Origin of the sequence: Bradyrhizobium sp. YR681 (assembly GCF_000282615.1) — a bacterium.
Lineage (GTDB): Bacteria > Pseudomonadota > Alphaproteobacteria > Rhizobiales > Xanthobacteraceae > Bradyrhizobium.
Map to the genome: position 1 here is coordinate 1 of NZ_AKIY01000107.1, position 13,430 is coordinate 13,430.

General features: G+C 65.3%; 14 protein-coding genes. 12 read left to right on the forward strand and 2 right to left on the reverse strand.

From position 1 onward, the window contains the following. Positions 1-77: 77 nt before the first annotated feature. A complete protein-coding gene (locus tag PMI42_RS10995) occupies positions 78-749 on the reverse strand; it encodes a DUF938 domain-containing protein (protein ID WP_008133637.1) in 672 nt (223 codons plus the stop codon). 235 nt (positions 750-984) lie between these two features. Between PMI42_RS10995 and soxX the strand changes: the two genes are divergently transcribed. From soxX to PMI42_RS11040, 10 genes are all read left to right on the forward strand, one after another. Beyond that, the gene (soxX, locus tag PMI42_RS11000; protein WP_008133638.1) at positions 985-1,341 is read left to right on the forward strand and encodes a sulfur oxidation c-type cytochrome SoxX; all 357 of its coding nucleotides are present in this window, start codon (positions 985-987) and stop codon (positions 1,339-1,341) included. Positions 1,342-1,390: 49 nt separating this feature from the next. Beyond that, positions 1,391-1,882 (forward strand): thiosulfate oxidation carrier protein SoxY, encoded by a 492-nt coding sequence (gene soxY, locus PMI42_RS11005; RefSeq protein ID WP_008133641.1) that lies wholly within the window; start codon positions 1,391-1,393, stop codon positions 1,880-1,882. Between the two features lie 10 nt (positions 1,883-1,892). Continuing rightward, positions 1,893-2,204 (forward strand): thiosulfate oxidation carrier complex protein SoxZ, encoded by a 312-nt coding sequence (gene soxZ / locus PMI42_RS11010; RefSeq protein WP_008133643.1) that lies wholly within the window; start codon positions 1,893-1,895, stop codon positions 2,202-2,204. Continuing rightward, complete coding sequence (gene soxA / locus PMI42_RS11015) at positions 2,204-3,067, forward strand: sulfur oxidation c-type cytochrome SoxA (RefSeq protein ID WP_008133644.1); 864 nt, start codon at positions 2,204-2,206, stop codon at positions 3,065-3,067. The genes soxZ and soxA overlap by 1 nt, the downstream gene beginning before the upstream one ends. Continuing rightward, positions 3,064-3,369, forward strand: a complete 306-nt coding sequence (locus tag PMI42_RS11020) for a hypothetical protein (RefSeq protein WP_008133646.1) — start codon at positions 3,064-3,066, stop codon at positions 3,367-3,369. The genes soxA and PMI42_RS11020 overlap by 4 nt, the downstream gene beginning before the upstream one ends. A 54-nt stretch (positions 3,370-3,423) precedes the next feature. Next, complete coding sequence (gene soxB / locus PMI42_RS11025; RefSeq protein WP_008133648.1) at positions 3,424-5,169, forward strand: thiosulfohydrolase SoxB; 1,746 nt, start codon at positions 3,424-3,426, stop codon at positions 5,167-5,169. A 314-nt stretch (positions 5,170-5,483) separates the two neighbouring features. Then, positions 5,484-6,524 carry an MBL fold metallo-hydrolase gene (locus tag PMI42_RS11030; RefSeq protein WP_008133650.1) on the forward strand — a complete coding sequence of 347 codons (1,041 nt, stop codon included), beginning with the start codon at positions 5,484-5,486 and terminating at the stop codon, positions 6,522-6,524. 89 nt (positions 6,525-6,613) lie between these two features. After that, positions 6,614-6,772: a hypothetical protein gene (locus PMI42_RS40010; RefSeq protein ID WP_008133653.1), complete on the forward strand. Its 159-nt coding sequence runs from the start codon at positions 6,614-6,616 to the stop codon at positions 6,770-6,772. 116 nt (positions 6,773-6,888) lie between these two features. Further along, complete coding sequence (locus PMI42_RS11035; RefSeq protein ID WP_008133655.1) at positions 6,889-8,094, forward strand: MFS transporter; 1,206 nt, start codon at positions 6,889-6,891, stop codon at positions 8,092-8,094. A 210-nt stretch (positions 8,095-8,304) separates the two neighbouring features. Next, entirely contained in the window at positions 8,305-10,020 is a 1,716-nt protein-coding gene (locus PMI42_RS11040; RefSeq protein ID WP_008133657.1) for an N-acyl-D-amino-acid deacylase family protein, read from the forward strand. A 202-nt stretch (positions 10,021-10,222) separates the two neighbouring features. Here PMI42_RS11040 and PMI42_RS11045 read toward each other — a convergent pair whose 3' ends face one another. Next, positions 10,223-11,557, reverse strand: coding sequence for an MFS transporter (locus tag PMI42_RS11045; RefSeq protein ID WP_008133659.1), 1,335 nt, complete (start codon positions 11,555-11,557; stop codon positions 10,223-10,225). Between the two features lie 149 nt (positions 11,558-11,706). Here PMI42_RS11045 and PMI42_RS11050 point away from each other — a divergent pair, with 149 nt between their 5' ends. Both PMI42_RS11050 and PMI42_RS11055 read left to right on the forward strand, forming a co-directional pair. Beyond that, positions 11,707-12,360 carry an ABC transporter ATP-binding protein gene (locus PMI42_RS11050; protein WP_008133662.1) on the forward strand — a complete coding sequence of 218 codons (654 nt, stop codon included), beginning with the start codon at positions 11,707-11,709 and terminating at the stop codon, positions 12,358-12,360. Continuing rightward, positions 12,357-13,430, forward strand: a 1,074-nt coding sequence (locus PMI42_RS11055; RefSeq protein ID WP_008133665.1) for an ABC transporter permease, incomplete at its 3' end; no start/stop codon positions are given. The genes PMI42_RS11050 and PMI42_RS11055, both read left to right, overlap by 4 nt.

Genomic DNA, 13,430 nt, shown 5'->3' on the forward strand with positions numbered 1-13,430 from the left:
GGCTTTCTCCTCCAGGGGATTGTCCCGTTGTTGAGCCTCCCCCGCAAGCGGGGGAGGGAGCGCACTGCCATCGTGGCTTAGCGTGAAAACACCAGCGTGAGATTGTTTGCGGGCATCTCGATCGTGTCGACGAGGGCAAGGCCCGCGCCGAGCGCGAGCTTTTCGACGTCGCCGATGTCACGCACGCCCCATTCGGGATTGCCGTCGCGCAAGGAGGTGTCGAACACGGCGTTGCTGAGCGCGGTGTGCTTGCCGTCGCGCTTGAACGGGCCGTAGAGGAACAGCTTGCCGTCGGCGCGCAGATAGCGGTCGGCGCCGGCGAACAGGCCTTCGGCCACGTTCCAGGGCGCGATATGGATGACGTTGGCGCAGAACACGGCGGCAAGGTTGGTCGGCGCCTGCCGGCTTCGCATCTCCGGACACCAGTCGGGATCGGTGAGATCGATCCGCAGCGGCGAGCGGATGTTTTGCAGGCCCGAATGGACGCGCCAGGCCTCGATGCTCTTGACATGCCGCTGGTTGAGGTCGCTCGGCCACCAGATCAGGCCGGGCGTATGCCGCGCGAAATGGACCACGTGCTGGCCGGTTCCGCTGCCGACCTCGACCACGTTACCGGTCACGCCGGCAAGATGCTTCTCCAGGGCCGCCCAGAGCGGCTCGTGGTTGCGATGAAAGGCCGGCGCATCGAGACGGCCATCGGGCTCGACGCGCCCGCCGTCCCTGCCAAATTCAACGACATAGTCAGCCAATTGACGTCCCCGGGAAATGAGAGAGCAGACCAAAACGCAAGCAAGGACCAAACGCCCCGAACAAATGCCGGTTAAACCCGGCCGATGAACGATCTATCTCTTCGGTTGCAATGCGGAAGATATTAACGCCATTTTGCGCCCTGCATAGTGTCGATTGTCAGCGCATGCCCTTTGTGCTTTGGAACACTATATTTCCGCGAACACGACCATCGATATAACGCCTCGGAACGTTGCCTTGACCGCTCTTCTGCGCAAACCCGCCCTGCTCCTCGCGCTGGCCGCCCTCACCGGCATGGCCATGAGCCCGGCACGGGCACAATCCGCCGTGACCGAGGGCCAGAAACTCGCCTTCGACCGCGGCAAGGGCAATTGCCTGACCTGCCATGTCATCAAGGGCGGCGACCTGCCCGGTACGATCGGCCCGGAGCTGAAGGACATCAAATCAAAATACCCTGATCGCAACGAGCTGGTCGCCATCATCTTCGACGAGACCAAGCGCAATCCGCAGACCATGATGCCGCCGTTCGGCCGCAACAGGATTTTGACCGAGCAGGAGATCAGCGCGATCGTCGATTTCCTGCAAACCCTGTGACTTCAGGCACGCCGAGAGACTGTCCAAAAGATTGTCCAGGAGACTTTTGATGACCACGACCACCGGCCCTCACCCGACGCGGCGCCTGATTCTTCAGGGCGCGGCCTCGGTCGCACTGCTCGGCCTCGGCAATCTGCCGTTCGCAGCCGCGCCGGCGCTCGCCGCGGCCAATGACAAATATCCGGAAGAGGCGTTCAAGCTGAAGAACGAAGCGGACGCGATCAAGGCGCTCTACGGCAGGACCGCCGAGCCATCCGACAAGATCAAGCTGGATGCGCCGGAGATCGCCGAGAACGGCGGCGTGGTGCCGATCTCGGTGACGGTGACGCTCGACAAGGTGACCTCGATCTCGTTCTTCGTGGCCGAAAACCCGAACGCGCTGGCGGCGAGCTACAGGATTCCGGAGGGAACGCTGCCTGCTATCGCCAACCGGCTGAAGATGGCCAAGACCACCAATGTGACCGCGATCGTCGAGGCCGACGGCAAGCTCTACAGCGCGACGAAAGAGGTCAAAGTCACCGTCGGCGGCTGCGGCGGCTAGGAGAATAGACATGGCATCCAGCATTCGCGTACGCGCCACCGCCAACGGCGACATCACCGAGGTGCAGACGCTGATCCAGCACCCCATGGACACCGGTCTGGTCAAGGACGCCAAAGGCGAGGCGATCCCTGCGCATTTCATCCAGCAGCTGAAGTTCGAATGCAACGGCAAGGACGTGTTCGTCGCCGATTGGGGCACGGCCGTTTCCAAGGACCCCTATGTGAAGTTCAGCTTCAAGGGCGCCAAGAAGGGCGACGAGCTCAAGATCTCCTGGACCGACAACAAGGGCGGGTCGGATACGATCACCGCGAAGATCGCGTGATGAAGCCTCGCTCCGCGCTCCTGCTTGGCTCGCTCAGCGCCGCGCTCGTCGCGTTCGCGCTCACCTCGCCGCGCGTGGTCGCCGCGGACAAGGTCGATCCCGTTGCGGACGCAAAGGCGTTCCGGAATTTCTTCTTCCAGAAATTTCCTGACGTGAAGCACGAGGATTTCGTCAACGGCCCGTATTCGATGAACGCGGACATGAAGCGGCAGTGGCAGGAGAAGGAAGAATTCCCGCCTTACGAGTTCGCGCTCGACGCCGGCAAGGAGATGTTCGCGACCCCGTTCAAGAACGGCAAGACCTATGCCGACTGCTTCCCGAACGGCGGCATCGGCATCCGCCAGAACTATCCTTATTTCGACGAGAAGGAAGGCAAGGTCGTCACGCTGGAGCTCGCGCTCAACCGCTGCCGCGAGGCCAATGGCGAAGCGCCCTACTCCTACGTCAAGGACGAGATGGCCTCGCTGACCGCCTACATGGCCTTCACCTCGCGCGGCAAGCCGATGGACATCAGGATTCCCGACGACCCGCGCGCGCTCGCGGCGTTCGAGAACGGCAAGCGCTATTTCTACACCCGCCGCGGCCAGCTGAATTTCTCCTGCGCCAGCTGCCATGTGCAGAGCCCGGGTGAGCGCATCCGCGCCGAGATCCTGGCGCCGGCGCTCGGCATCCTGAACGCGATGCCGATCTACCGCTCCGAATGGAGCGGCATGGGCACCACCAGCCGCCGCTTCGTCACCTGCAACAGCCAGACCCGCGCGGTTCCGCTGGAGCCGCAGGCGGATGAATATCGCGACGTCGAATATTTCCTCTCCTACGTCGCCAACGGCCTGCCGATTTCGGGACCGGGAGCGCGGCCATGAAGCTGTCACTTCCTCTCGCCATGCTGCTGGCCTTGAGCTTCGCGCCAGCGGCGCGCGCGGCAAACGAGGCGGATTACAAGGCGGCCTATGCCGCCGCCGAAGCCGCCTCCAAGGAGGCAGCCGGCATGCGCAACCAATGGACCGTGACAATATCTGCGCTGGCGGCCGCCAGGAAGGCCGCCGATGGCGGCGATTTCGATCGCGCGGTTGCGGCTTCGAAAGAGGCCGAGGCGCTGGCGAAGGCGTCGATTGTCCAGGCCAATTCTGAAAAAGAAGCCTGGAAGGCGATGGAAATCCGCTAAGCTGAAGCCTTGTGGAACCGTCGAACTGCCAAGAATAGGCGCGGAGAATCTGGGATGGCGATCCGCCGCCGTGATTTGCTGAAGAGTGCAGGCGTTGCCGTCGCATCGCTCAGTCTGCCCCGGCTCGCGCGTGGCGCCGAGACCGCGAGCATTTACGACCTCGAACGCTTCGGCAATGCGCGGATCCTGCACATCACCGATACGCATGCGCAGCTCAACCCGGTCTATTTCCGCGAGCCCAGCGTCAATATCGGCATCGGCGAGATGATGGGGCGACCGCCGCATCTGGTCGGCCGCGCCTTTCTCGAACGGTTCGGCATCCGGCCCGACAGCGCCGATGCCTATGCCTTCACCTGCTTCGAGTTCGAGAAGTCCGCTGGCCGTTTCGGCAAGCTCGGCGGCTTTGCCCATCTGAAGACGCTGGTCGACCGCCTGCGCGGCGATGTCGGCGAGCGGGATTCCATGCTCGTCGACGGCGGCGACCTCTGGCAGGGCACCGGCCTTGCCAACGTCACGCAGGGCCGCGACATGGTCGAGGTCGCCAATCTGCTCGGCATCGAGGCGATGACCGGGCATTGGGAATTCACCTATGGCGAGCAGGCGCTGCGCGACAATCTCGAGCGCTTCAAGGGCGAGTTCCTGGCGCAGAACGTCTTCCTGACCGAGGAGGCCGCATTCAACGACGCCCGCGCCTTCGACAGAGCGAGCGGGCGCGTGTTCAAGCCCTCCGTGATCAAGGAGATCGGCGGCCATCGCGTCGCCATCGTCGGCCAGGCCTTCCCTTACGTGCCGATCGCGCATCCGAAGCGCTTCACGCCGGACTGGACTTTTGGCATCCGCGAGGAAGAGCTCCAGAAGCATGTCGATTCCTTGCGCGGCACCGACAAGGTCGATGCCGTGGTCCTGCTGTCGCACAACGGCATGGATGTCGACCTCAAGCTTGCCAGCCGCGTCACCGGCATCGACGTCATCCTCGGCGGCCACACCCATGACGCCGTGCCGCAGCCGATTGCCGTGAAGAACGCCGGCGGCACCACGCTCGTCACCAATGCCGGCTCCAACGGAAAATTTCTGGCCGTGCTCGACCTTGCGCTCGACCGGGGCAAGGTGAGCGGCGTCAAATATCATCTGCTGCCGGTCTATTCCGAGCTGCTCAAGCCCGATCCTGCCATGGCCGAGCTGATCGGCCGGCTGCGCGCGCCTGTTGTCGCCGACTGGTCGGAGAAGATCGCAACGCCGGACCGCCTGCTGTATCGCCGCGGCAACTTCTCAGGTCCCATTGACGAGCTGATCTGCACCGCGCTCCGCACCGAGCTCGACGCCGAGATCGCGCTGTCGCCCGGCTTCCGCTGGGGCGTCACCGCACTGCCCGGCCAGGCGCTGACCATGGAGGACGTGCTCGCGGAAACCGCGATCAGCTATCCCGAGACCTATGTGCAGGAGATGACCGGCGCGCAGATCAAGGACGTGCTGGAAGACATCTGCGACAATCTCTTCAACGCCGACCCCTATTACCAGCAGGGCGGCGACATGGTGCGCGCGGGCGGCCTCAGCTACACCTGCACGCCGACGGGCGCGATCGGCAACCGCATCTCCGACGTGAAGCTCAATGGCGGCAAGTCCATCAGCGCCGGCCATCGCTACAAGGTCGCGGGCTGGGCCTCGGTCAACGGCCAGCAGGGCGCACCGGTGTGGGACGTCGTCGGCAAATATCTGCGCTCCGGCCGGATGTTCCAGGAGCGGCTGGGGACCGGAGTCACGCTGAAGGGCGTCGAGGACAATCCGGGCATTGCGGGATAGGGGGCGGCCCTCTCCGCTGTCGTCCCGGACAAGCGTAGCGAAGCGGAGCGCTGATCCGGGACCCATAACCACAGGGAGCGGTTTGGCGAAGACTCGGAGTTACCCGTTTCGCCCGGAACTACTCCCTGGGGTTATGGGTCCCCGCCTTCGCGGGGACGACACCGGCTTTGCGGGACCGCCATTGGCCGAACCGCCCAATCCCCTCACGCGCAATAAAAATCTTCTAAATTTTCTTGTTCCTGCAGTGGATTGCTTCTCTTTATGGTCCCGGCCGTAGTAGAATCCTCGAAACCAGTTCCACGCCGGGTCTTGCCATGATCTTCCGCCAGCTCTTCGACAGTGTTTCGGGCACCTACAGCTACGTCCTCGCCAGCCGCCCCGGCGGCGAGGCGCTGATCCTTGATCCCGTATTGGAGAAGGTTGACCGCTATTGCCAATTGCTGCGCGAGCTCGACCTCAAGCTGGTCAAGGCGGTCGACACGCATCTGCACGCCGACCACGTCACCGGGCTCGGCGAGCTGCGCGACCGCACCCATTGCATGACCGTGATGGGCGACCAGACCAAGGCCGACGTGGTGGCGATGCGGGTCGCCGACGGCGACAAGGTGACGATCGAGGGCCTGTCGCTCGACGTGATGTACACGCCCGGCCACACCGACGATTCCTATTCCTACCTGATGGGCGACCGCGTCTTCACCGGCGACACGTTGCTGATCCGCGGCACCGGCCGCACCGATTTCCAGAACGGCTCGTCGCGCGCCCAGTACGAGTCGATCTTCAACCGCCTCCTGAAGCTGCCGGATGAGACGATGGTGTTCCCCGCGCATGACTACAAGGGCGACACCGTCTCCACCATCGGCGAGGAGAAGCGCTACAATCCGCGGCTCCAGGTGCGCTCGGTCGACGAATATATCGAGCTGATGGCGAACCTGAAGCTGCCCAATCCGAAGATGATGGACGTGGCGGTGCCGGCCAACATGCATGTCGGCCTGCATCAGGAAGAGCTGGAGAAAGAGGGCCGTGCGCTCAGCGCGGTCGAGGCGATCCGCTCGCTCGGCCGGCCCGACATGCTGCTGGTGGATCTGCGCGAGAGCAATGAGCGGATGAAGCACGGCATGCTCGAAGGCGCGCTGCACACGCCCTATCCCTCCGTCGAGGAGAGCCTCAAGCCCGGCGGCATGCTGCGCGAGGTTGCGGCCGCCACGGGGCGCCGTGTCGTGTTCTTCTGTGCCTTCGGCGAACGCTCGGCGATGGCGGTTGCGGCCGCCAAGGAAGCGGGATTGTCCAACACCGCTCATATCGCCGGCGGCATCGATGCCTGGAAGAAGGCGGGCGGGCCGGTGGTGCACGGCTGACGTTCATTGCCGCGGCCCTTGAGATAAGTCAGGCTGCCCACATATTTTCCGGATAGGGTCGGATGACGCATCACCATCCGGGAACAACCATGGCCAAGACCGCCAAGCCGAGCGCGCCGCCCCAAAAGGTGGACGACAAGGCAAAAAAGCCTCCGCCGCCGCACGATCCCGACGACGATGATTACGAGGACGGCGACATGGCGACGCCGAAGCGCGACCGCTACGGTCCGGATGACGAGCCGTTGTGAGGGGCGACAGCGGAGATGGAGGCCTCACCCGCACTAGCTGCCATGCGCCTGCGTTCATGGACAAATAACCGCTCTCCCCGATAGTTTGCGCTCCCTCAGGGAGTGAAACTGCCGCAATGGTCGACGTTCTCGCCGCACCGCAACAAGGCAAGGCGGACAGCGCGCTGCGCACGCTGACCGGAATCTCGATCGCGCATTGGGTCAGCCATTTCCATCTGCTGGTCCTGCCGATGCTGTTTCCGTTCCTGAAGGACAAGCTCGGCGTCGGCTATGTCGAACTCGGCTTCTCGCTGACCACGCTGGCCGTCGTGTCGGGCCTGACCCAGGCGCCGACCGGTTATCTCGTCGACCATTTTGGCGCGCGGAAGATTCTGCTGGTCGGGCTCACGCTCGGTGGCTGCGCGCTGATCCTGCTCGGCCTGCATCTGAGCTACGCCTCGCTGATCGCCTGCGCCGTGCTGCTCGGGCTCGCCAACAGCGTCTATCACCCCGCCGATTACGCCATCCTGGCCGAGCACATGGACGAGGCGCGGATGGGCCGCGCGTTCTCGATCCACACCTTTGCCGGCTATCTCGGCGGCGCGGTGACGCCGGCGATCGTGGCCGCGCTGGTCACGGTGTCGGGCGGCGTTGGTGCGCTGATCGCATCGGGTGCGATCGCCATTCTGGTGGCGCTGCTGTTGCTGGCCATGAGCATCCCCGAGGCGGGCGCGCACAAGACAAAGCCGGGCAACGCCAACGCGCCGAAGCAGGCCGTGATCACGCCGGCGCTGATCACGCTGACCGCGCTGTTCATGCTGCTCAGCCTGTCGGTCGCCGGCATCAACAACTTCGGCGTGGTGGCGCTGATGAGCGGCTACGGCACGTCCTATTCGATCGCCAACGTCGCACTGACGGCGTTCCTCGGCTGCAGCGCCGCGGGCGTGCTCGCGGGCGGATTCCTCGCCGACCACACCGAGCGCCACGGCTATGTCGCCGCGGCCTGCTTCGCCGCGAACGCGATGATCGTGCTGCTGATCGCGCTGGTGACGTTGCCGGGCTGGGCGCTCACCGCCACGATGGCGACCGCAGGCTTCCTCTCCGGCGTGATCGCGCCCTCGCGCGACATGCTGGTTCGCAACGCCGCGCCTGCGGGCGCCGCGGGGCGCGCCTTCGGCATCGTCTCGACCGGCTTCAATCTCGGCGGCATTGTCTCACCGCTGCTGTTCGGCTGGATCATGGACCAGAGCGCGCCGCACTGGGTGTTCGGCGCCTCCGTGATCTTCATGCTGGCCACCGTGGTGCTGTCGCCGTTCACGGAGCGGAAGCCGGCCAAGGCTTGAGCCGTCGGTATCACTACGAATTCAACTGTCGTCCCCGCGAACGCGGGGACCCATAACCCCAGGGAGGAGTCGTAGCGCAAGACTGGTCACTCCGGCTCTTCGCCAAACGTCTCCCTGTGGTTATGGGTCCCGGATCTGCGCTCCGCTTCGCTGCGCTTGTCCGGGACGACGGATAGAGAAAAGCAAAACAACAAAGCGGGAAGAAACACCATGAGCACCCCTGATCTCGTGATCCGCGGCGGCACTGTCGCGGACGGAAGCGGCGGCGAGCTGTTCGAGGCTGACGTCGCCATCACCGGCGGCAGGATCAGCGAGGTCGGAAAAGTTTCCGCCAAGGGCGCCGAGGAAATCGACGCGCGCGGAAAACTCGTGACGCCGGGCTTCGTCGACGTTCACACCCATTACGACGGCCAGGTCACCTGGAGCCAGGACATCACGCCGTCCTCGCAGAACGGCGTCACCACCGCGATCATGGGCAATTGCGGCGTCGGCTTTGCACCATGCAAGCCCGCCGACCACACCCGCTTGATCCAGCTGATGGAAGGCGTCGAGGACATTCCCGAGCCTGTGTTGAGCGCCGGCATTCCATGGGCGTGGGAGAGCTTTCCGGACTACATGAACTGGCTGTCGAAGCGTGACTTCGACATCGATGTCGGCGCGCAGCTGCCGCATGCGGCGCTGCGGGTCTATGTCATGGGCGAGCGCGGCGCGCGCCGCGATCCCTCGACGGCCGAGGACAACGCCGCGATGGCCAAGCTCGCGGGCGAGGCGGTGCGCTCAGGCGCGCTCGGCTTCTCGACCTCGCGCACGCTCAACCACCGCACCTCGACCGGCGATTACACGCCGACGCTGAAGGCGGGCGAGGACGAACTCACCGCGATTGCCGGGGCGATGCACAGTCAGGGCCGCAGCGTGCTGCAATTCGTGCTGGATCTCTCCACGCTCCACGAAGATCTGCCGATGATGCTGCGGGTGGCAGACAGCACGAAGTGCCCGATCTCGTTCTCGATCACGCAGAACGACAAGGCGCCAGACCGCTGGCGCCAAACGCTGGGCGAGATCAATGCGGCTGCGAAGCGCGGCCTCTCCATCACAGCGCAGATCGCGGCGCGCCCCGTCGGCCTGCTGCTCGGACTGGAGCTGTCGCGCAATCCGTTCCAGACCCATCCGAGCTACAAGGCCATCGCGCATCTGCCGCTGAAAGAGCGGCTGGCGCGGCTGCACCAAAGCGATGTGCGCAAGGCGATCCTTTCCGAGACGGCGACCGCGACGGACGATCCGCTGTTCTTCCGGCCCAATTACGACAAGATGTTCCTGCTCGGCGATCCCCCCGACTACGAGCAGCCGCCGGAAAACGCGCTGGGCCCGCAGGCGCGCAGGCAGGGCCGCCAGCCGGAAGAGCTCGCTTATGACGCGATGCTGTCGGACGACGGCAAGGGCATGCTCTACGTGCCCTTCCTCAACTATGCCGACGGCAATCTCGACGCGACGCGCGAGATGCTGATCGACCCGCAATCGGTGCCGGGCCTGTCCGACGGCGGCGCGCATTGCGGCATCATCTGCGATGCGAGCTTCCCGACCTATCTGCTGACGCACTGGACGCGTGACCGCACCCGCGGCGAGAAGCTGACGATCCCGTTCGTGGTCGCCGCGCAGTCGCGCAAGACCGCGCTGTCGGTCGGTCTCACCGATCGCGGGCTGATCGCGCCCGGCTACAAGGCGGACGTCAACGTGATCGACTATGACCGCCTGCATCTGCATCCGCCGAAGGTGCATTACGATCTGCCCGTGGGCGGGCGGCGGCTGTTGCAGGATGTCGACGGCTATGAGGCAACGATCGTGTCGGGCGTGGTGACGCGACGGCACGGCGGGGCGACGGGACGGCGGCCGGGGAAGTTGATCCGGGGCGCGCAGGGGATGCATTGAGCGAGTTGGGAGAGGCGCGAAGGCCGCGCCTCATCCCTGCTGTCGTCCCCGCGCAGGCGGGGACCCATACGCCGCAGCAATCGTTTTGCGAAGACTCGGAGTTGCCAGCTTCGCCACAAACCGCTCCCTGGGGTTATGGGTCCCGGGCTCGCGCTTCGCGCGCCCCGGGACGACAGCTGTCGTTGGGGTTGGTAGCGCCCCCTTACGTCGGCGACACCGCGCCCTTCAGCGGCGCTCCCTGCGGAGCCGCGCCGCGGCTCAGCCTGGCCTTCTCCGTGTTCGGCCACAGCAGCAGCAGGCCGATGACGCCGGAGCCGACCATCACCACCGCGTTGATGGTGAAGCCGGTCAGGTAGCCGTCGACCATGTTGCCGGCGCGCTGGATCACGGTGCCCATCACGTTCGGGGCAATGATGCCCGAGAGCGTGTAGAGCGCGCCGTAGATCGCGATGACCGCGCCGCGCTGCGAGGCCGGCGTAAACTCGCCGAGCATGGGCGGGCAGACCACGTAGATCGCGCCGCAGAGACCGGAGCCGACGACGAGGGCCGCGATCTGGAGGCCCGCGCCCGTGACATGCGGCATCGTGGCCAGGATCAGGCCGCCGAGGATCAGCGGCACCGAGCCGAGCACGCCGCGCGAGATGCGCGTGGTGTAGCCCCGCGCCATCATGACCTGCGAGATCCAGCCCGTGAGGATGACGATTGTCGCGCCGAACACCCAGGGCAGGATCGAGACGAAGCCGGCCTGGCTCTGCGAGAAGCCGAGGCCCTTGACGATGAACGGCGTGAACCAGGTGAGGCCGAGCGACAGCGCCCAATAGGCGCCGAAGGTCGCGATCACGCAGCCGAGGAAGGTGCGCGAGGTCAGGAGCTGGATGTAGGGGATTTTCGGCTCATTGGCAGCGAGAGTCTGGGTGTCCTCGAGCGGGCCTTCCTTGCCGAAGGTCAGCCAGGCGCAAACCCACATCAGGCCGACGATTCCGAGCGCACCGAAGGCGTAGTGCCAGGAGTGGTTGACGATGACCCAGTTCAGCGCGGGAACGGCGAGGATGACGCCGAAGGCCGAGCCCTGTGACAGGATCGCGGTCGGCAGCGTGCGCTTCTCGTCGGGGAACCATTTGTAGATCGCGTGCGCGGCGACCGAGAAGGCCGGGCCTTCGCCCGCCCCGAGCACGATGCGGCAGATCAGCAGCGTGGTGAAGGAGACCGTGCCGACCATCGGGAACTGCGCCAGCGCCCAGATCACCGCCAAGGTCAGCAGCACCCAGCGCGTCGGCACCTTGTTGACGATGAAGCCGACCACGATCGCAGAGATCGAGAACAGAAAGAAGAACGAGGAGCCCAGCAGCCCGAATTGCTCGGCGTCGAGCTTCATGTCGGTCATGATCGGCACGCCGGCGAGACCGACGACGATCTTGTCCGCAAAATTCACGACCATGAAGAGAAAGAGGAGAAAAGTAACGGTCCAGGCGCCCTTTGGCGTTGCCTTGATCCCTGCCGTCGTAGCCGCTGCGGACGGCGTTCCCTGAGCGCTCATCATTCTCCCCGTATGTCTTCTTGTCGGCACTTTTTTGATTTGGCCGTCCCGGCAGCTAACAACGGCTTCGGAGCCAACGCAACCCCGGCATTTCCGCAGTAAGTGTGCTACGCAGCATTTCCGTTAATTCCGTGTGGCGCGATTGAGTCTTGCTAAATATCCGAACCCTCTCGAAAACCTTTGCCTCGGCCGGCGAGCCGGTCCATGTGCTGCGCGGCGTCGACCTCGACCTCCGGGCTGGCGAACGCGTCGCGCTGACCGGTGAATCCGGCAGCGGCAAGAGCACGCTGCTGCACCTGATCGCGGGGCTCGATGCTGCCGACGGCGGATCGATCCGGCTGGGGGACACTGAGGTCACCAAACTCTCCGACGCGGGGCGCGCTGGCTTGCGCCGTGACCGGATCGGCCTCGTGTTCCAGCAGTTCAACCTGATCCCCAGCCTGTCGGTCGCGGACAATCTGGTCTTCCAGGCGCGGATCGCCGGCCGGCATGATGCGGCCTGGTCCAAGGAGCTGACCGAGCGGCTCGGGCTCGGCGACCTGCTGAAGCGTTATCCAGAGCAATTATCGGGCGGCCAGCAGCAACGGGTCGCAATCGGCCGGGCGCTGGCGACGAAACCGTCGTTGCTGCTCGCGGACGAGCCGACCGGCAATCTCGATGAAGCCACCGCCGAGGACGTGCTGGCGCTGACGCGCGACCTCGTCGCGCGCACCGGCTGCGGCTTCCTGATGGTGACGCACAGCCTGCATCTGGCCGGCACGCTCGACCGGCATCTCACCTTGCATGCGGGGCGGATCGCATGAGGCGCGCGCTGTGGGTGCTCGCGGTGCTCCTGAGCCATTGGCGGCGGCACAGGATGCAGTTCGCGACGCTCCTGATCGGGCTGATCGCGGCAACCGCGCTGTGGAGCGGCGTACAGGCGATCAACCAGCAGGCCCGCAGCGCCTATGACCGCGCCGCGGCGACCTTTGGCGGCGCGCGCACGGCGATGCTGGCTGCGCCTGATGCCGCGACTTTTTCGCAGGACCTGTTCGTAAAGCTCCGCCGCGCCGGCTGGCCGGTCTCGCCGGTGCTGGAGGGTCGCGTCCAGGTGAACGGCCGGTCGGTGCGGCTGCTCGGGATCGAGCCGGTGACGATGCCGGCGGATGTCGGCAACGCCCCGCGCCTCGGTGCCTCGGATTTGAGCAGCTTTGTCGCGCCGCCCGGCCAGACGCTGGTGGCGCGGGAGACGCTGACCGATTTGCAGGAGCAGGAAGGCGCTGCGCCGCCGATCAGCAGCGGCGCAAAGCTGCCGCCGCTGCGCGTGCTGCCGCAGCTCGTGCCCGGCGTGCTGGTGGTCGATATCGGCGTGGCGCAGCTTCTGCTGAACAAGCCGGACCAGGTGTCCCGCCTGCTGATCGGCAAGCCGAAGGGCAAGCCTGCGCCGCTTCAAAGCGTTGTCGGCGATCAGCTGCAGCGGGTCGAGCCGACTGCGGAGACCGAGCTGGAGCGCCTCACCGACAGCTTCCATCTCAACCTCACCGCGTTCGGCCTGCTGTCGTTCTTCGTCGGCCTCTTCATCGTCAATTCGGCCGTGGGCCTTGCCTTCGAGCAGCGGCTGCCGATGCTGCGGACCTTGCGGGCCTGTGGCGCCTCGGCGCGGCTGGTCAACACGGTGCTGGTGATCGAGCTGGTGGCGCTGGCGCTGGTCGCAGGACTGATCGGGCTGGTCTGCGGCTATTTCATCGCGGCTGCACTGCTCCCCGACGTCGCGGCTTCGCTGCGCGGGCTCTATGGCGCCCAGATCCCGGGGCAGCTCACGCTTCAGCCTGAATGGTGGCTTGCCGGCATCGGCATCAGCATCGCCGGCGCGCTTGTTGCGGCGGCCACCAGC